Source organism: Burkholderia pyrrocinia, from assembly GCF_003330765.1.
GTDB lineage: Bacteria > Pseudomonadota > Gammaproteobacteria > Burkholderiales > Burkholderiaceae > Burkholderia > Burkholderia pyrrocinia_B.
The window spans coordinates 2041650-2059018 of sequence record NZ_CP024902.1; the positions used below are offsets into that span (position 1 = coordinate 2041650).

Here is a 17369-nt window from a genome sequence, read left to right on the forward strand (position 1 = left end):
GAAACCTCGTCGGAACATCGGAACCGCGATGATCGACGATCCACAGCCACGCACCTTGACGGCCGTCAATAAAAAAACGGCACGCGAGCGTGCCGTTTCCGGTTCGTGCGGCGCGAAGCGCTCAGGCCGGCTTCGCCGCCTTGAGCTGCATCGACTTGTACTCGAGATACTCTTCGAGCCCGTACGCGCCGTTCTCGCGGCCGTACCCGGACTGCTTGTAGCCGCCGAACGGCGCGGCCATGTTCCACACGCCGCCGTTGATGTCGACCTGCCCCGTGCGGATGCGGCGCGCGACGCGCATCGCACGCTCGTCGCTGCCGGCCCACACCGCGCCGCCAAGCCCGTACGGCGAATCGTTCGCGATGCGCACGGCTTCGTCTTCGTCGCGGTACGTGATGATCGACAGCACCGGCCCGAAGATTTCCTCCTGCGCGATCGTCGAGGTCGGATCGACGCGGCCGAACACGGTCGGCTTCACGAAGAAGCCTTTCGCGAGGCCGTCCGGCAGGCCCGTGCCGCCCGTCACGAGTTCCGCGCCGTCGTCGATCCCGCGCTGGATGTACGACTGCACGCGTTGTTGCTGCACGGCCGACGCGAGCGCGCCGAGACGCGTCGTCTCCTGCCGCGGATCGGCCGGAACGTACGCTTCGGCCGCGACCTTCGCGAGTTCGCGCGCCTCTTCATAGCGCGCTTCCGGCACGAGCATCCGCGTGTGCGCCGAGCAGGTCTGGCCCGCGTTCAGGTAGCACGCGTTGACCGTCCCCTTCACGGCTGCCGCGAAATCCGCGTCGTCGAGAATCACGGATGCCGACTTGCCGCCCAACTCGAGCGCGACGCGCTTGACGCTCGCGGCCGCCAGTTCGGCCACGCGCTTGCCCGCGCGCGTCGAGCCGGTAAACGACACCATGTCGACATCGGGATCGGTGGCCAGCACCTCGCCGACGACCGGGCCGTAGCCGCACACGAGATTGAACACGCCGGCCGGCAGCCCCGCTTCATGGATCGCCTCGGCGAGCATGAACGCGTTGAGCGGCGCGATCTCGGTCGGCTTCAGCACGACCGTGCAGCCGGCCGCGAGTGCCGGCGCGACCTTCAGCGTGATCTGGTTCAGCGGATAGTTCCACGGCGTGATCGCCGCGACGACGCCGACCGGCTCGCGCACCACCAGCGAATTGCCGACCTTCGCCTCGAATTCGAACGACTCGGCGAGCTTGGCATACGCGTTCCAGTTGTAGATCGGGCCGCCGACCTGGACCGCGCGCGACAGCTTGATCGGCATTCCGACTTCGCCCGTGATCGACTGTGCGAGTTCCTCGCTGCGCGCCTGCAGGTTCTCGGCGATCTTGCGCAGGTAGCCTGCGCGCGTCGCGGGCGGCGTCGCGGCCCACGCGTCGAACGCAGCGCGCGCAGCGCGAATTGCATCCTGCGCGTCGGACGGCAGGCCTTCCGGAATCCGGCCGATCACGGCCTCGGTGCCCGAATCGATCACGTCGATCGTGCCGGTGCCCGCCGGTGTGCGCCATGCGCCGTCGATATAGAACTGATCGTAGATTTTCATCGTCGTTTCCTGTCTCCCGGAAAGGGAACATTCTAACCATCCGCACCACTCCGGGTGCGCCGCATGGCCCGCATCGTGCTATGTTTTTAGTATCGACGCCGGCTTCCGCGGCCTGGGCCGCCCGGAATCGATGCCTTTCGTGAGCGCTGCCATGACCGACGCATCCCATACCCTCGGCTCACAGGACCGCCTGGAGCTGCTTTGCTGGCTCACCTGCGGCAATCTCGGCGCGTTTTACCTCAACGAAGCGTGGCCGGACGCCACGTTCCAGGTCCAGGCGGCACACCGCTGGCTCGACCACCATCTGCGGCAGGCCGACTGGCTTGCGATCGCAAAGCTGGCCGCGCTCGCGCAGGACATCGCGAAACGGCACGCCGGCTTCGTCGACGCGCCGTGGGCGCGCGACGCGGTCGAGGAAATCGTCGATACCGACGATCTCGACTATCGGGCGAAACTCGTGCAATGGGTGTACGAAGACTGCTGCAAGGCGCTGGCCGACAAGCGGCTCGCGGATTGACGCGCGCCTCGGGCGCAGCCGGCAGCGCGGCATGCGGAAGGCAGCTAGGCGGCTGGCCGGTCTGCATCGGCAACCGCCGTGAATCGTCGGCACGCAACGCGCGCGTGGCCTGACAATTTCCCTGCACCGGGCGACGGATCGGACGATAGTCGCCGAAACAACGCACCGGGCATGGCGACGCGCCGCATCGGCGGCGAAATGCATGCGCGGGCGGCGGTCACACGGCTTGCGCCGCCGTTCGATATCGTGCGCACCGTCACAAAGCGCACGCCCCCGCGCTTACAGCAGCGATTTCCCTTGCGCCAGCACCTTGTCGCAGATCTGCTTCGTCACCTGCTGCTTCAGGCCGCCGCCGCTCAGGTCGAGCTTGTTGCCGTTGCCGGCATCGAGCACCCCGCTCGCGCCGCTGGTGTAGCTGCTGTCGGACGATGCATTGCCGCCGAGCTTGCCCATCAGCGCGTCCTTCACCGACGATGCGCCGCCGGACGCGCCGCCGAGATAGTTGTTCTGGATGCAGAACTGCAGCAGGCCCGCGACGTTGCCGGTGCTGCCCGGCATCAGCGACGAACCGCCGCCGCCCGTCAACGCGCCGCCAAGGCCGCCGAGATTACCGAGCGCGCCGCCGGCGCTGCTGCCCGAGTCGCCACCGCCGCCCCCGACCTGTTTCAGGACATCGCCAAGCTGCGCATGGGCCACCGAAAACGGCGCGAGCAATCCGATCAGCGCGCCGGCAACGGTCGCGCGGTATAGACGTGCATTCATGTGAAGCCTCCCGGTTGTGACTGAGTGAGTACCGCGAATCGAATCCAAGGATACTCAATCAACCCGTGCATGACAGCCTTCGTGCGCGGCCTGAAAGGTCAGGCATCGTGATATCGCGGCGATTTGACAATACTTGACGGGGTGCCGTGTCCGGTACCCCCGGTTCGACGCGCGAGTCGATTGCACCCGCTCGCAATCGCCATTCCGTTTCGCCGCCGCGCGCGAAGCGTCATAGAATCGTCGTCGTCGGCCATTCGGACCATCCGGCCCGATCTCACACCGAACATGAAGGACACTCGCGTGGCGCTCGCCTACCGATTTCTACTGATCGCCGGCGCATCGACCGCGCTGATTGCCGGTTCCGGCGCCGCCCGCGCGGCACCCGCGCCCGCAGCGGCGGCTACCGTGGCGTGCCCGTCGCCTTCGTTCGACCGCTATCCGGCACCCGCCGCAAGCGCGCCGCGAAAGCCGGCCGCGGCGCCCCGGCTGACCAGCAAGGAGGCCCACCTCTACCGCACCGTCATTCGCGACGCATTCACGCAACCGGCCAATTTTGCCGGCCACTATCGCGTCGCGATCTGGGGTTGCGGAACGGATTGCCGGAATTTCGCGATCGTCGACAAGTACACCGGCGCGACGTACACGATGCCCGGCGTGAAGGCTATCTCGGGCGTCATGGGCAACGACGACGAACGCGTCGATTTCCGCGCCGGCAGTGCGCTGCTGATCGTCGCGGGCTGCTTCAACGACGACTGCGACGACAACAACGCGAAGGCCGCACGGTTCTTCTACGAATGGACCGGCACACGGTTGCGCCCAGCCGGCACCTGTCCGCTGGCCATCGAACCGCTCCAGTAGCCGGCCCGATCGATGCGCCAGCCGCCGCCCGGCACGACTTGCGCTATCGTTCCGGTACCCCCTAACGGCGCGCCCACACGCGATGTCAATTCACCTCAGTTTCGACGACGGACCCGGCCCTTCGACGCCGCCCTTGCTCGACGTACTGCGCGCCGCCTCATGCGAGGCAACCTTCTTCCTGCTCGGCAAGAACCTGACGGGCGCGCTCGACGTCGCGGCGAGGATGGCGCGCGAAGGCCATCGACTCGGCAATCACACCTATTCGCACGCAAGGCCGGGCGCGCTGGCAGACGACGTGCTGATCGACGAGATCGACGCGACTGACGCGCTGATTCGCGAGGCCTATCGCCGAGCCGGCGTTCCCGTGCCGGATGCAATTCCGTTGCGCCTCCCTTACGGGCTGGTGCCGCAAGACAATCGCACCGGCGTGCTTGCGCGTCTGCAGCGCAAACACACGGGCTGGACCGCGATACTGGACGACTGGCAGCGCCCGGCGCCATCACCTCAGGCGCTGTTCGGTGCGATGTGCGCGCATGTCGACGCCAGCGCGGCACGGCATCGCGACGTGCTGTTCTGCATGCACGACGGATCGCGGCATGGAGAAGCCCGTCCCAACACAGTCGAAGCCGTGCGCCTGTTCCTGACTCGACAGGACTGACGGCCGGTTAGCTTCCGGGCGCCGCGCCGTCCAGCAACTGCCGCCAGCCACCGAGAAATCCGATGCCGGGCCCCGGCATCCACAGGCCGCGCTGCGCAGCTTCCAGATGGATCAGCGTCTGGTCCGCACAGAACAGGGCCATCAGCGCATCGTGGTTGTCGCGCATCCAGTCCGGCACAGCATCGCGCCGCGTCGCTGCATAGGCCTGCAGGCCTGCGTCCCATCGCCATGCATCGAATACGAAGCGATCGTCCCTGCCCGCATCGCGCGACAGCGCAAACAGCGCAAAGGCCGCTTCGAGCCACTGCGCGCCCTGCCCGACATCGTCGAAATCGAGCACGCCATTCACCGCGCGGCCTACATACAGCAGGTTGCCCGCGTGATAGTCGCCGTGCAGCCAATGCACCGGCCCCGTCAGCCAGCGTGCCGCGGCGGCGAGATGCGCGCCGATCCGCCGGATCATCGTCTCGTAGTGGCTGCCCCAATCGCCCGGCAAGGACGGCATCGCGCGCGCCGATACGCGCGCATGGCGCGCCGACAGCCACGCCAGCGGCGCCGATTCGCTTGCGGGTATCGCCTCCAATGCCGCATGCAGATGTGCCAGCGTGCGCATCGCATCGATCGCGCCCGCTTGCGCATCGTCGGGCAGGCCGGGACTGCCGTCGATATGCTCGAACAGATGCAGCCAGCTTCCATTGGGGGCCTGCGCACCGGATTGCGCGTCCACGGTCGGCCTCAGTCGCGGCAGCGCGGGCAGCATCGACGCTGTGCGCGGATGGCCGAGATGGTCGAGTATCGACGCCTCGCGATGCACCTGCTCGACCGGTTTGCCGGACCACGACACGCGCAGCACCGCGTGGCCCGAATCGCACTCGACGAGATACGTTTTGTTAGTATGGCCCGACGACAGCGCCTGCATGCGCGCCGGCCTGATGTTCCAGTGCCGGTGAAGCCAAGGTTCCAGCGTTTTCACGTCACTCCTACTCGTTGCATTGACCATGTCAGAGCGTCCTTCGGCCCGCATGCGGGACATCAACATCGAATGGCTGACACGCGCCGCCGAATTCGACCATCTGTTCCAGACGCGCTGGCTCGGCGAGCGCTTCTTCCATCTGCCCGGCGACATGCTCGCGCTCCAGGAACTGATCTGGCGCGAGCGCCCCGACTGCATCGTGCAGACCGGCATCGCGGCGGGCGGCGGCGTCGTGTTCTCCGCGTCGATGCTGGAATTGACGGGCGATCGCGGCCGCGTCGTCGCGATCGAACCGCGCCTGCGCGACGAGGTCAGACAGCGCCTGCAATCGCACCGGCTCGCCCATCGCATGGAACTGATCGAAGGCGAGTCGTGCGCGGCCGATACGCTCGCATCGGTGCGCGCGCAGATTCGCGACGGCGCGCGCGTGATGGCGATCCTCGATCTCACGCATACCCACGCGCACGTGCTGCGCGAGCTCGAATGCTATGCCGCACTCGTGACGCCCGGCAGCTACGCGATCGTGATGGATACCATCATGGAGTATCTGCCGGCATCGATGTTCGACGGCAAGCCGTACGGCAAAGGCAACAACCCGGCCACGGCCGTGCGTGAATTTCTCGCCCGCGACGACCGGTTCGAAGTCGACCAGGACATCGAAGACCGCGTGCTCATGACGCTGTCGCCAGGCGGCTTCCTGAAGCGAGTTCGCTGATCAGGCGAGCGGCCTGCGCCGAGCCGTCGCGCGCGTAGCTCGCGCGGATCCGCGCCGCATGCTCGCGCAACGAACCCGGACACAACAGGCGTTCGAGCGCCTCGGCAATGTCCGCCACGCCGGCCTGCTGCAGATCCAGCCGGCAACCCGCGCCGGCCCGCTCGACGAAGTGCGCCGAATGGAACTGGTCGTTGCAGAACGGCGACAGCAGCATCGGCACGCCACAGGCGAGCGACTCCATCACCGAATTCGCGCCGCCGTGGCTGACGAACGCGTGGGTGCGCCGCAGCAGCGCCAGTTGCGGCGCATAACGCACCGCGACGACGCGCGCGTCGTCGGCCGGCAGCAGATCCGAATCGATCAGTTCGCCCACCGACAGCACCAGTTGCGCCGACGTCGTGCGCGTCGCATCGATGACCTTGGCGAACACATCCGGGTGGTAGTAAAGCTGGCTGCCGAGCGACATGTAGACGAGCGGGCGATCCGCGTCGAGGCGTTCCCACGGGAACGGCGTCTCGTCGCCGCGCGGGCCGGACGGCAGCGCGGGGCCGACCAGCTCGACACCCGGCGGCGGCGCGCCGACCAGCGCGTCGGTCGTGAACGCGAGCGTCAGATGCGGCGACAGGATGTCGCAACCGCGAAAGCGCGCGTCGAGCCCGTAGCGCGCAAACAGGCGCGTGCGTTCCGGCGCGAGCCATCGCACCGTGCGCAGCAGTTCCGAATCGAGATCGTCCGGCAGCACCGGATTCAGCGAATTGGACATCGCGACCCACGGCAGCCCTTCCAGTTCGGCGGCAATCGCCGCCGCATAGAGCAGCGGATCGATCACGACGACGTCCGGCTGCCATTCGCGCAGGACCGCGCGGATGCCGTCCACCTGCGCGGGTGCAAGGTCGATCAGCAGCGTGCGGATCCAGTGCCGCAGCCAGTCGGCGTCGCGAATGTTCGCAGCGAAGCTCGCGCCGCGCGACAGGTCGTGCCGTTCGGGCGTCTCGCGCGGCCCGACGAATGCGAAATCGCCGGCGCCATCGAGCTGCTCGCTGATGTCGGCCGGCGCGTAGAACGCAACGTCGCAGCCGGCGGCGCGCAGATGCTGGGCCGGGCCGATGCAGGGATTGACGTGACCCTTCTCGGGCACCACGCAAAACAGGATGCGTTTCATCAGGGTCTCAGGTTGGGCGATGCGCAGCATCGAGGTGGTCGAGGATCAGGGTCAGCGTTGCCCACAGTACGCGTTCGGTATCCGCCTGCAGCGTGGGTGCGGCAAGACCGAGCAGGTCGGCTAGCGCGCGCGTACGGTCGCGATCGAGCAGCGCCGCGAGATCCATCGCCGGTGCGAGCCGCCCGCGCTTGGGGCCCTGCACGAGACGGTCCGGCAGATTCAGGCGCGCACCGAGATCGCGCAGGCACTGCTTGTTCGGGTCGGGCGCGATGCTCGTCAGATGCCCGACGACGACGGCGTCGACAAACGGCGGATGCAGGTCGACCGACGCCGCATCGAACAACGCATGGCACAACGGCAGATAGTTGGCCGACTGGTCGCGGCGCAGCACCTGATCCGCGCCGTCCCCGGTGATGGCCACTTCGACACCGTCCGCGGCCATCGCCTCGGCCAGCAGCAGCTTGGCGACCGGATGAAGGTTGAACATCGGTTCCTCGACCGCGTGGGTCGTTCTCGGCAGGGCGGCCACGAAATCGGCTTCGTTCGCATGGACGATCTTCACGCTCGCCTGCATCTGCCCGGCCAGTTCGAGCGCCGCGTCGCGTTCGCAGTAGTCCGGCATGTCGGTGGCGAGGATGTAGGACGTCACGCGTTGCTGCGCGCCGAGTTCGCGCAGCAACGCGAGCAGCAGCGCCGAATCGAGCCCGCCGCTCAGCGCCAGCGCGACGCGCTTGCCGCTGTCGAGCGCGCGCTGCAGCGACGCGCGCAGCACGGTCTCCAGATCGGCGCGCTGCGGCCGTTCGGGCGCCGGCTGCACCGCCAGCCCTTGCGGCGAACGGATCAGCGCATGGCCGGGCGGCACCGCCAGCACGTCACGCAGCACGGTGCGGCCGAGCAAACGCTCGCCGCTCAGGTAGCCCGCGATGGCCGCCGCGTCCGGCGCGCCGGACGGTTGCCCCGACGCGTGCAGTACGGTCCGGATACCGGATGCCGACAGGCCGCTGCGCGGATGGTAGTGCAGGCGATGGAAGCCGAACAGGTCGCGCGTGCCGACGATCATGGATAACGAGCCTTCAAGGTGTCCACTTCGATGCGTTTCAGAATGCGATGCGGCGCCACCGGCGCGCTGCCGCCCTGGCAATGCAGGCACGCTTCGAGCGGCGCCTCGCGTTGCAGATAGGCCAGCATCGCGTCGAGCATGCCCGCATCGTCGCGCAGCGGCAGGCCGTCGGACCGGAAATCCTTCTCGCCCTTGTAGAGCGTATGGAAATGCGCCGGACGCGTGCACGTGTAGAACATGCCGTCGCGAATCATATGGCAGCGCTCGCGGATCCAGCAATCGTGATAGAGGCGCTGCGCTTCATCGCGGTCCGTGCCGGGATGTGCGCGATTCATCGTCGTGAATACGTCCTGCACCTTCCAGTTCAGGCGCACGTCGAAACGCGCGGCCTGACGCTCGACATACGCGATCAGGTCAGGCAAAAGTGCCGGCTTCGGATAGCGCGAGATCGTCAGCGCATCCACCGCCTGCCAGAACGCGTCCGGCATCTCGCCGAGCTTCAGCCCGTTCGTCGTGACGGAGATCACCGGCGCGATGCCCGTCGCGCGCACGCGTTCGATCAGTTCGACGAGGGCCGGATGCAGCAACGGTTCGCCACCGACCAGTTTGAACATGCGCGGGCTCAATACCTTCGCGGCCTTGCGCAGATCGGCCTCGATCGATTCCGGGCTCGCATGCCACTCGGGCAGCAACGGCGACAGCGAGCAGCATTCCGCGCAGGTCAGGTTGCAGTGATCGACGATATGCGCTTCCAGCGAGCGCGTCCTGACGCGCCCGTCTTCGACGCGGTAATCGCGATCCAGCGGCGGCGGGAACACATGCTGCCGCTCGCCGGACGGCGTCGGATTCGAAATCGGGTTCAGATTCGCATTCACTTCAGCTTCCTGCTTCCACGCAACGGGAAAAGAAATCGACGAGACGGCCGCGCGCGTCCACCATCGCGGACGCCATCGTCACCGCCCCGTTCAGGTGCGCGGCGAAGCGCGACGGATCGTCGAGCCAGCCTTGCACGACCCAGAGCTTCAGCGCGTGCTGCAGACAGGCGGCATCGACCGCCCATGCGATGCGCGCGGGATTCACCGGCCGGCCCCGTCGATACGCACGCACGAAGGCTTCCGCCAGGTGCGGCGCCTCCAGCGGCAGATGATTCAGGCAGCGCACCAGTTCGTATTCGCGCGGTGCGCCGATCGACGCTTCCCAATCGAGGATCAGCGGCGGCAGCGTGCCCGTGAACAGATAGTTGAACTGGTTGTAGTCGTTGTGGATCGGGTGCTGCGGATCGTCGGCGGGAAACGCTTCGATGCTGCCGGGGTAGTAGCGGTCGAGCATGCGCAGCGCGAGGTCGACGTAGTGATACAGGTGCGCGGCGCTGTCGTTCGAGCGTGCGCGATTCATTGCGTCGAGCAGGCTGCGGCGTACTTCATCTGCGTCGATCGCAGTCAACCGCGCACGGATCGTGCCGAGCGATGACAGATGCAATTGCTCGAGGCTCAGGTGCAACGCGGCCAGGCTCGCGCCGAGCGCATCCCATTCGGCCGGCGAAAACGTGTCGTACGTTCTGAACTGCCCGGCTTCCCAGCGCGTCAGCATCGCGTGCGAGCTCGGGACCGTCCACAGCAATGCGCCGGCCGTCGTGCGTTTCAGCGTCTGCACACGGAAGCGCGCATCGCCGTGCGTCTCGAAATGCGCGAGGACGGCGGCTTCCCTGGCCGCGCGCGCATGATGCCCGGGCGCGTAGAGCTTGACCGCTACGCCGCCGTCAGCGGTCGGCAGATGCCACACGCGTTCGCCGACCCGGCGCGGCGGCCCGCTTCGGCCGAGCGCGTAGGCGTCGCGGATCTCGTCGAAGGTGGCGGCGTGCGGGTTCATTCAGATGTGCTCGGCCGGCCCGTGCCGATACGGATGGCCGGTAAGGAAGGTGTTGTGCCCGACGTAGCGCAGCTTGTACATCGCCGGCCGGAACAGCACCGAAGGATCGTTGTTCGCGATGCCGAGCAGCGGATACAGGTCCTGCCGCACGAAGAACGCGTTGTTGCCCATGTCGTCGCAGCAGACGAGCTCATACCCCTTCTGCCTGCCGAGGTGAACGAGCGATTCGAGGCTGGCGCCGTAATAGGTCGATCCGTCCCATTCGTGGTCCGGATTGAAGCACATGACCCAGCGCTCGGGCGGCGTGTAGTACGGGTTGTATTCGATCACGACGATGCGCGGCCGGAATGCCTGCAGGCCGCGCCACACCCAGTAGTCGTTGCCGTCGATATCGATCGACAGCAGGTCGAAGTCGGCCGGCGTGTTCGCATCGGCGAGCAACTGGTCCACCGTGTCGGGCTGCACGCGGTCGTGGTGCAGGCGGACGCGATCCGCGCCCGCGTAGTGGGCAGCGAGCTTGCCGAAGCGGTACGTGCTCCCCTCCACCAGCACGCCGCTCCAATCCTGTTCGCGCAGCAGCCGCGCGGTGTTGCTGTTGCGCAGGCCGTCGCTCGCGCCAATGTCGACGCAGAAGCGGTTGGCCGGCGCGATCCGCTCCATCAGTCGCGCCAGGATGCTTTCCTCGGTGCCCTGCGCGTACAGGCTTTGCGCAAGGCCGGACAGGTCGAGCGTGGGAGGATGGTCCTGCATCGAGGGGGCGGCTCCGGGTCGGAATGGGATCGGCGTTCGGTGGGTAATTTACCCGAAGTCGTTTGACGGAAGGAAGCTGGAATTCGCGACGCCGTCGGGCTTCGCCGGCGTGGACATGAAAAAGCCCGCATCGACGAGGCGTCGATGCGGGCCTGATAGGTTTCCGGCGGCCTCGCTCCATGCGCCCGGCTTCATGCTGTCTAGCCGGGGCACGCGAACGAAAGCGTCAGGACAATTACTCCTGCCCCTGGCTCGTCAGGAATTCCTCGTAATTACCGCCGAAGTCGAACAGCGTGCCGTCCGTCTTCACTTCGATGATCCGGTTGGCCAGCCCGCTCACGAATTCGCGGTCGTGCGAAACAAAGATCAGCGTGCCTTCGAATTGCTCGAGCGCGATCTGCAGCGACTCGATCGATTCCATGTCCATGTGGTTGGTCGGCTCGTCCATCAGCAGCACGTTGTGGCGGCCGAGCATCAGCTTGCCCCAGATCATGCGGCCCTTCTCGCCGCCCGACAGCACCTTCACCGACTTCCTGATGTCGTCCGACGAGAACAGCAGGCGGCCGAGCGTGCCGCGCACCATCGTCTCGTCGTCGCCGTCCTTGCGGTACTGGTCGATCCAGTCCATCAGCGTGATGTCGTTCGGGAACTCCTCGTACGTGTCCTGCGGCATGTAGCCGACATTCGCGTTCTCGGACCACTTCACCGTACCGTGTTCGAGCGCGAGCGCGCCGAGCAGCGAACGCAGCAGCGTCGTCTTGCCTGCACCGTTCTCACCGATGATCGCGATACGCTCGCCCGGCTGCACCGACAGGTTGAAGTTCTGGAAGATCGTGCGCTCGTACTTCTTCGTGATGTCTTCAGCGACCACCGCGACGTTGTGCAGCTTCTTCTCGAACTCGAAGCGGATGAACGGGTTCTGGCGCGACGACGGCTTGAATTCCTCGATCTTGATCTTGTCGATCTGCTTCGCACGGCTCGTTGCCTGGCGGGCCTTCGACTTGTTCGCCGAGAAACGGCGCACGAAGTCCTGCAGTTCGGCGACCCGCTCCTTCGCACGCGTATTCGCCGCGGCCTGGCGCTCGCGCGCCTGCGCCGATGCGAGCATGTAGTCGTCGTAGGTGCCCGGCCAAACCTTCAGCGTGCCGAAGTCCATGTCGGCCATGTGCGTGCACACCGAGTTCAGGAAGTGACGATCGTGCGAGATGATGATCATCGTCGAGTTGTACTCGTTGAGCGTTTGCTCGAGCCAACGAATCGAGTTGATATCGAGGTTGTTGGTCGGTTCGTCGAGCAGCAGCACGTCAGGCTTCGAGAACAGCGCCTGCGCGAGCAGCACGCGCAGCTTCCAGCCCGGCGCGACGTCGCTCATCGTGCCGCGGTGGAACTTCTCCTCGATGCCGATGCCGAGCAGCAGCGCGCCCGCGCGCGCCTCGGCGTCGTAGCCGCCGTATTCGGCGAACTTGCCCTCGAGCTCGGCCGCGTGCATGTAGTCGTCGTCGGTGGCTTCCGGGTTCGCGTAGATCGCGTCACGCTCGGTCATCGCGGCCCACATCTCGGTGTGACCCATCATCACGACGTCGAGCACGCGCACGTCTTCGTACGCGAACTGGTCCTGGCGCAGCTTGCCGAGACGCACGTTCGGCTCCAGCGCGACGTTGCCGGCGCTCGGCTCGAGGTCGCTGCCGAGGATCTTCATGAACGTCGACTTGCCACAACCGTTCGCGCCGATCAGACCATAGCGGTTGCCCTCGCCGAATTTGACCGAGATATTCTCGAACAGGGGCTTTGGCCCGAATTGCATCGTGATGTTGGCAGTAGAAAGCACGGCTGGTCCCGTTAAGAGATAAATCGACGGAAAACCGTGTATTTTAGCAGGTGTCGGAGAAACTGCCGACCACACCGTTCCGGCCCCGCCAGTCTGCCCGCCACGCCGGGCACCTGACGGTGCCCTCGCGCATCACTTGCCGGCCTTCGCGGCCGCCTTCTGCGCCGCCTTTGCGTTTATCTGCCCGAACAGTTCCGAGCACGGCACATCGCGGTTGTTGCTCGGTGCGATCAGCGGGATCAACGCCGCGAGCGGGTTGATCAGCCCGAGCCCGACCATCGCGCCGGCACGCAGCGCGAGCGCGCCCGCATCGACGCCGACGTTCGGGTTCTTGAACGTGCCCTTCGCGTACAGCGGCGAGCGCAGCGAGAAGACCCGGAAGCCCTTCGTATGTGGATGGATCTTCAGGTCGAGCGTTTCGTCGCGCAGGCTGATCGGGCCGTCGACGTTGATCAGCGCATCGTCCGTATCGAGCGCGAATACCTTCGGGTCGAGAATCCCGTTGGTCGCGACGAAGTCGATCGCCGCGCAATTGATCTTCACGTCGTTGTTGCCGAACAGCTTCTCGTAGACGACGTTCGCGACGTTCAGCCCCGCCGCTTCCATCAGCAGGCGGCTGATGCGGCCGTCCGTCACGAGCGCCTTCACTTCGCCGGTCGACGTCGCGGCCAGCGCGGCCGGCGAGTTGCCGGTCGCCGACAGCGACGCGTCGCCGTTGATCTCGCCAAGCGCCGACTGCATGACCTTCTGCGTCGGGAACAGTTGCTTGAGCTTCAGGTGCCGCGCGGCCATCGTGAAGCGGCCCTTCAGCGGCGCGCCGCTGCCGTCGAGATGCGCGGTCGTCGCGAGCGTACCGCCCGCGACGCCGAACTGCAGCGGTTCGAGCGACAGCACGCCATCCTGCATCACGATGTGCGTGTACAGGTTGGTGATCGGCAGGTTCGCGCTCTTGACCAGCTTGCGGCCCGTGAACTTGACGTCCGCGTCGAGCGCGCGCCAGCGATCGGTACGGAAGGTCTCGACCGGCAGCACGCGGCCCGACGGCTGGTGCGTCGTGTCGCCGCGCTTGGCCTTGCTCGCGGCCGTATCCGCGCCGATCACCGGTGCGAGATCGGAGAACTGCAGCAGGTTCGACACCAGTTCGCCCGACAGCTTCGGCCGCGGCTCGCGCTGCGCGTAGGTCAGCGTGCCGCCGAGATCGCTGCTGCCGACGCGACCATTGAAGTTCTCGTAGCGGAACGTGCTCGCGTGCTGCTTGAAGTTGCCGATCAGCCGCCCTTCGGTCGCGTAAGGCGGCGTGTCGGGCAGCGTGATGCCGGTGAGCTGGTAAAGATGCGACATCGACGTGCCCTGCAGCCACAGCCGCAGGTCGATCGCCGCGAGATGCATCGGATCGGTCAGCGTGCCGACGATCGCGAGCCGCGTGTCGCCGGCCTTCACGTCGGCCTGCAGCGGGAACGGCCGCGACGCATCCTGGATCGCCAGCACGCCGCCGAGCTTGCCGGTACCGCTGATCGGCACGTTCTTGTAGCGGCCGTCGACCTTCAGCCCGAACGCATAGGTCGGGCCGGACGGCTTCGCGGGCGCCGCGGCGCCGCTTGCGCCAGACGCGGCCGATGCAGAAGAAGCGGACGAAGCAGAAGAAGCCGAAGAAGCCGAAGCAACGGAAGATGCAGCCGAAGCACCCGCGGACGACGCCGCACTCGCAGCCTGCGCCGCGGAAGCACTCGACGCGGCCTCCGCGTTGGCCTTCGCGCTCAGTTGCGCGGCGCCGTGCTTGCCGACACGCTGCGCCGACGCCGCACGCGACGTCTGTTCCTGCTCCTTCAGCACGTCGCCGAGCGGGATCGGCTGCCCGAGCGTATCGATCGCGACAGTCAGGTCGGCCTTCGTGATCGCGTCGTGATACGTGACGGTGCCCTTCGCGAAGCCGAAGCTGTCGAGCCGTACCTTCCATGGCGACGGCTGCGACGATTGCTTGAACTGGAACGTCCACGTGTTGCTGCCGTCGGCGAGCCGCTCGAGGTCGACGGCAGGATTCACGACGTCGATCGACGGGATGACGATCTCGTGCGCGAGCAGCGGCAGGATCGCGAGATCGAAGTGCGCGGCATCGAGCGTGACGAATTTGGGCGCCTTTGCCCAGTCGGGATTGCCGATCTCGAGCTGCGTGGCCGAAAAGCTCGGCCAGGGCACCCATGCGCGCCAGCCGGTCTCGCCGTCGGGGCGGCGCCAACCGACCTTCAGGTCGCCGTTGATCGCGAACGGGCGGCCGAGTGCGGCACTCACCTGTTCGTTGACCCACGGTTTCGCGTGGTTCCAGTCGAACGTGAAGATAAAAACGCCGGCCGCCGCGATGAGCACCGCGACGATACCGACGACCCATGCAGCCGATTTGCCGATGGCTCGGGTTAGCGTCATGGCGGTTCCGTTGTTGTTCTGAAATGTTGCCGCACCATGCCGGGCCGCGTGCGTGGACGAACGGCGCACGACACCCGCGGCTTTTCAATCGGTATTATGACGCACGCCATGGTGACGTTTCGACGCCGTTAACGCTTTTTTTCATTTGTGACATGACAGCCCCCACCGGCCTCATCGATGCGCAGCGCATCACGCGGCGCGACGCCAGCAGCGGCAAGACCCTGCTCGCCCCGACCGATTTCAGCCTCGCAGCGGGATCGCGAATTGCTATCACGGGACCGTCCGGGTCGGGCAAGAGCGTGCTGCTGCGCGCGCTCGCGCTGCTCGATCCGCTCGACGGCGGCCATATCCTGTGGCGCGGCAGCCGGATCCGCCGCAGCGCGATCCCGCGCTACCGACGCAGCGTCGCATACGTGCGCCAGCGCCCCGCGCAGATGGACGGCACCGTCGAATCGCAATTGCGCTATCCGTATTCGCTCGCGATCTATCGCGATGCCGCGTTCGATCGCGCGCGCGCCGAAGCGCTCGCCGCGCAGGCCGGCCGCGGCCCCGACTTTCTCGACAAGCGCGCGAGCGACCTGTCGGGCGGCGAAGCGCAGATCGCCGCGCTGCTGCGCGTACTGCAGCTCGATCCCGACGTGCTGCTGCTCGACGAACCGACGTCCGCGCTCGATCCCGAATCGGTGCGCGCGATCGAGGCGCTCGTCGGTGCGTGGTTCGACGCGGCGCCCGACGCACGCGCGTACATGTGGATCTCGCACGATCCGGCCCAGGCCGCGCGGATCGGCACGATGCGGCTCGTCATGCAGGCCGGCGTGCTGCACGGGACCAACCCGATGGAGGCTGCACAATGAGCCCGGCACTGCAGGACCTGAGCCTCGTCGACGTCGGCATCGCCGCCGCGCTCGTCGCCGTCAACGGCGCGCTATCGGCGGCACTGTCGCTCGGCCTCGGTCGCAAGCTCGCGCTCGCAGCGGTGCGCACCGTCGTGCAGTTGCTCGCGATCGGCTACGTGCTCGGCTGGGTGTTCGGCCATCCGCATTGGTACGTCGTGTTGCCGCTCACAGCGCTGATGACGTTGATCGCCGGTTTCGCCGGCGCGGGACGCGGCAAGCACACGTACCGCGGCCAGCGCATCGACAGCGTCGCGTCGATCTGGTTCAGCAGCTGGTTCGTCGCGGCGGTCGGCCTGTTCGTCGTGATCCGCATCCATCCGTGGTACGCGCCGCAATATGCGATCCCGATCCTCGGGATGATTCTCGGCAATACGCTGACAGGCGTATCGCTCGGCGTCGAGCGGATGATGGAAGAACTCACGGCACGCCGCGACCGCGTCGAGACCGCACTCGCACTGGGCGCGACGCGCTGGGAAGCCGCGCAGGACGCCGCGCGCCAGGCCGTGCGCGCGGGCATGCTGCCGACGCTGAACCAGATGGCCGTCGTCGGCGTCGTCAGCCTGCCGGGGATGATGACGGGCCAGGTGCTGGCGGGCCAGTCGCCGCTGCAGGCCGTGCGCTACCAGATCGTGATCATGTTCCTGATCGCCGCGGCCTCCGCGCTCGGCACCGTCGGCGCGGTGCTGATGACTTATCGCCGACTGTTCTCGGCCGATCACCGCTTTCTCGCGTCGCGGCTCGAAGAGCGCGCGCACTGACACGCGGCGGCGCCGCGCGATGCGTTCGCCCGGTGCGCGGTCAGCGCGCGCCGCGGCGCTTGCCGAGCGCCTGCCGCAACGCGCCCGCGATGTCCGCGTCGGGCGCGAGCCCGTCGACCGATGCGACGAGCCGCACCGCGCGCGGCGTCGTCACATAGGCCTGCGCGCCGACATAGCCGCCGCTGCCGGCCGAGCGCGTCGTCACGACGAGCGCCTGCGGCGCCCGCGCGCCGAGGTCTGCCGTGAACACATCGGTGACCGTACCATCGCGCGCATGCAGCGTACCCGTCACGTAATCGTCGGTATCGAAGCCGGGCGCGGCATGTGCGGTCGAATACACGCGTACCGCGTAGCTGCCGATCGAGCACGGCTCGAGTGCACCGCTCGACACGACCGCCACCTGCTGCCGCGACGGCAGCTCGACCTTCTTCACGAAACTGCAATCGTCGGCCGCCTGCGCCTGCGCGGCGGCGAACGCAACGGCCGACAGCAGCACACGCATTCGGAGTTTCATCGGGATGTCGTTACCGGAAGATGATGATGCGGGCGAGCATAGCGTGACATGCGCATGACGTCACGCACCG

The 17369-nt window shown here is 66.9% G+C and carries 17 protein-coding genes; 6 read left to right on the forward strand and 11 right to left on the reverse strand.

Annotated features, from left to right (window positions below; genetic code table 11):
• Window positions 1-121 precede the first annotated feature (121 nt).
• Window positions 122-1558 carry an aldehyde dehydrogenase family protein gene (locus tag CUJ89_RS09840; RefSeq protein WP_114177166.1) on the reverse strand — a complete coding sequence of 479 codons (1437 nt, stop codon included), beginning with the start codon at window positions 1556-1558 and terminating at the stop codon, window positions 122-124.
• 151 nt (window positions 1559-1709) lie between these two features.
• Here CUJ89_RS09840 and CUJ89_RS09845 point away from each other — a divergent pair, with 151 nt between their 5' ends.
• Entirely contained in the window at window positions 1710-2075 is a 366-nt protein-coding gene (locus CUJ89_RS09845) for a hypothetical protein (protein WP_114177167.1), read from the forward strand.
• A 279-nt stretch (window positions 2076-2354) separates the two neighbouring features.
• Here CUJ89_RS09845 and CUJ89_RS09850 read toward each other — a convergent pair whose 3' ends face one another.
• A complete protein-coding gene (locus CUJ89_RS09850; RefSeq protein ID WP_114177168.1) occupies window positions 2355-2837 on the reverse strand; it encodes a DUF2501 domain-containing protein in 483 nt (160 codons plus the stop codon).
• 300 nt (window positions 2838-3137) lie between these two features.
• Here CUJ89_RS09850 and CUJ89_RS09855 point away from each other — a divergent pair, with 300 nt between their 5' ends.
• The gene (locus tag CUJ89_RS09855) at window positions 3138-3695 is read left to right on the forward strand and encodes a hypothetical protein (protein ID WP_114178567.1); all 558 of its coding nucleotides are present in this window, start codon (window positions 3138-3140) and stop codon (window positions 3693-3695) included.
• Between the two features lie 82 nt (window positions 3696-3777).
• On the forward strand, window positions 3778-4353 hold the full coding sequence (locus CUJ89_RS09860) for a polysaccharide deacetylase family protein (RefSeq protein ID WP_114177169.1): 576 nt from the start codon (window positions 3778-3780) through the stop codon (window positions 4351-4353).
• 7 nt (window positions 4354-4360) lie between these two features.
• Here CUJ89_RS09860 and CUJ89_RS09865 read toward each other — a convergent pair whose 3' ends face one another.
• Complete coding sequence (locus CUJ89_RS09865; protein WP_201752229.1) at window positions 4361-5353, reverse strand: phosphotransferase; 993 nt, start codon at window positions 5351-5353, stop codon at window positions 4361-4363.
• On the opposite strand from CUJ89_RS09865, the gene CUJ89_RS09870 reads away from it, so the two are divergent.
• Window positions 5352-6041 (forward strand): cephalosporin hydroxylase family protein, encoded by a 690-nt coding sequence (locus CUJ89_RS09870; RefSeq protein ID WP_114177171.1) that lies wholly within the window; start codon window positions 5352-5354, stop codon window positions 6039-6041. The genes CUJ89_RS09865 and CUJ89_RS09870 overlap by 2 nt on opposite strands.
• Here CUJ89_RS09870 and CUJ89_RS09875 read toward each other — a convergent pair.
• The 7 genes from CUJ89_RS09875 to CUJ89_RS09905 all read right to left on the reverse strand — a co-directional run bounded on the left by CUJ89_RS09875 (window position 5998) and on the right by CUJ89_RS09905 (window position 15131).
• Window positions 5998-7203 (reverse strand): glycosyltransferase, encoded by a 1206-nt coding sequence (locus tag CUJ89_RS09875; RefSeq protein WP_114177172.1) that lies wholly within the window; start codon window positions 7201-7203, stop codon window positions 5998-6000. The genes CUJ89_RS09870 and CUJ89_RS09875 overlap by 44 nt on opposite strands.
• Before the next feature lie 7 nt (window positions 7204-7210).
• The gene (locus CUJ89_RS09880) at window positions 7211-8263 is read right to left on the reverse strand and encodes an asparagine synthase-related protein (protein ID WP_114177173.1); all 1053 of its coding nucleotides are present in this window, start codon (window positions 8261-8263) and stop codon (window positions 7211-7213) included.
• Window positions 8260-9138 carry a radical SAM protein gene (locus CUJ89_RS09885; RefSeq protein WP_114177174.1) on the reverse strand — a complete coding sequence of 293 codons (879 nt, stop codon included), beginning with the start codon at window positions 9136-9138 and terminating at the stop codon, window positions 8260-8262. Before CUJ89_RS09885 ends, CUJ89_RS09880 begins: the two co-directional genes overlap by 4 nt.
• A 1-nt stretch (window position 9139) precedes the next feature.
• Window positions 9140-10132, reverse strand: a complete 993-nt coding sequence (locus tag CUJ89_RS09890; protein ID WP_114177175.1) for a phosphotransferase enzyme family protein — start codon at window positions 10130-10132, stop codon at window positions 9140-9142.
• Entirely contained in the window at window positions 10133-10882 is a 750-nt protein-coding gene (locus tag CUJ89_RS09895; RefSeq protein WP_114177176.1) for an FkbM family methyltransferase, read from the reverse strand.
• 235 nt (window positions 10883-11117) lie between these two features.
• Entirely contained in the window at window positions 11118-12710 is a 1593-nt protein-coding gene (locus CUJ89_RS09900) for an ABC-F family ATPase (RefSeq protein WP_114177177.1), read from the reverse strand.
• Window positions 12711-12842: 132 nt separating this feature from the next.
• On the reverse strand, window positions 12843-15131 hold the full coding sequence (locus tag CUJ89_RS09905) for an AsmA family protein (protein WP_114177178.1): 2289 nt from the start codon (window positions 15129-15131) through the stop codon (window positions 12843-12845).
• 152 nt (window positions 15132-15283) lie between these two features.
• On the opposite strand from CUJ89_RS09905, the gene CUJ89_RS09910 reads away from it, so the two are divergent.
• The gene (locus tag CUJ89_RS09910; RefSeq protein WP_114177179.1) at window positions 15284-15985 is read left to right on the forward strand and encodes an ATP-binding cassette domain-containing protein; all 702 of its coding nucleotides are present in this window, start codon (window positions 15284-15286) and stop codon (window positions 15983-15985) included.
• Entirely contained in the window at window positions 15982-16785 is an 804-nt protein-coding gene (locus CUJ89_RS09915) for an ABC transporter permease (RefSeq protein WP_114177180.1), read from the forward strand. Before CUJ89_RS09910 ends, CUJ89_RS09915 begins: the two co-directional genes overlap by 4 nt.
• A 40-nt stretch (window positions 16786-16825) precedes the next feature.
• Here the strand turns inward: CUJ89_RS09915 and CUJ89_RS09920 are convergent, their stop codons facing one another.
• Window positions 16826-17299, reverse strand: coding sequence for a PliI family lysozyme inhibitor of I-type lysozyme (locus tag CUJ89_RS09920; protein WP_114177181.1), 474 nt, complete (start codon window positions 17297-17299; stop codon window positions 16826-16828).
• Between the last annotated feature and the right edge of the window lie 70 nt (window positions 17300-17369).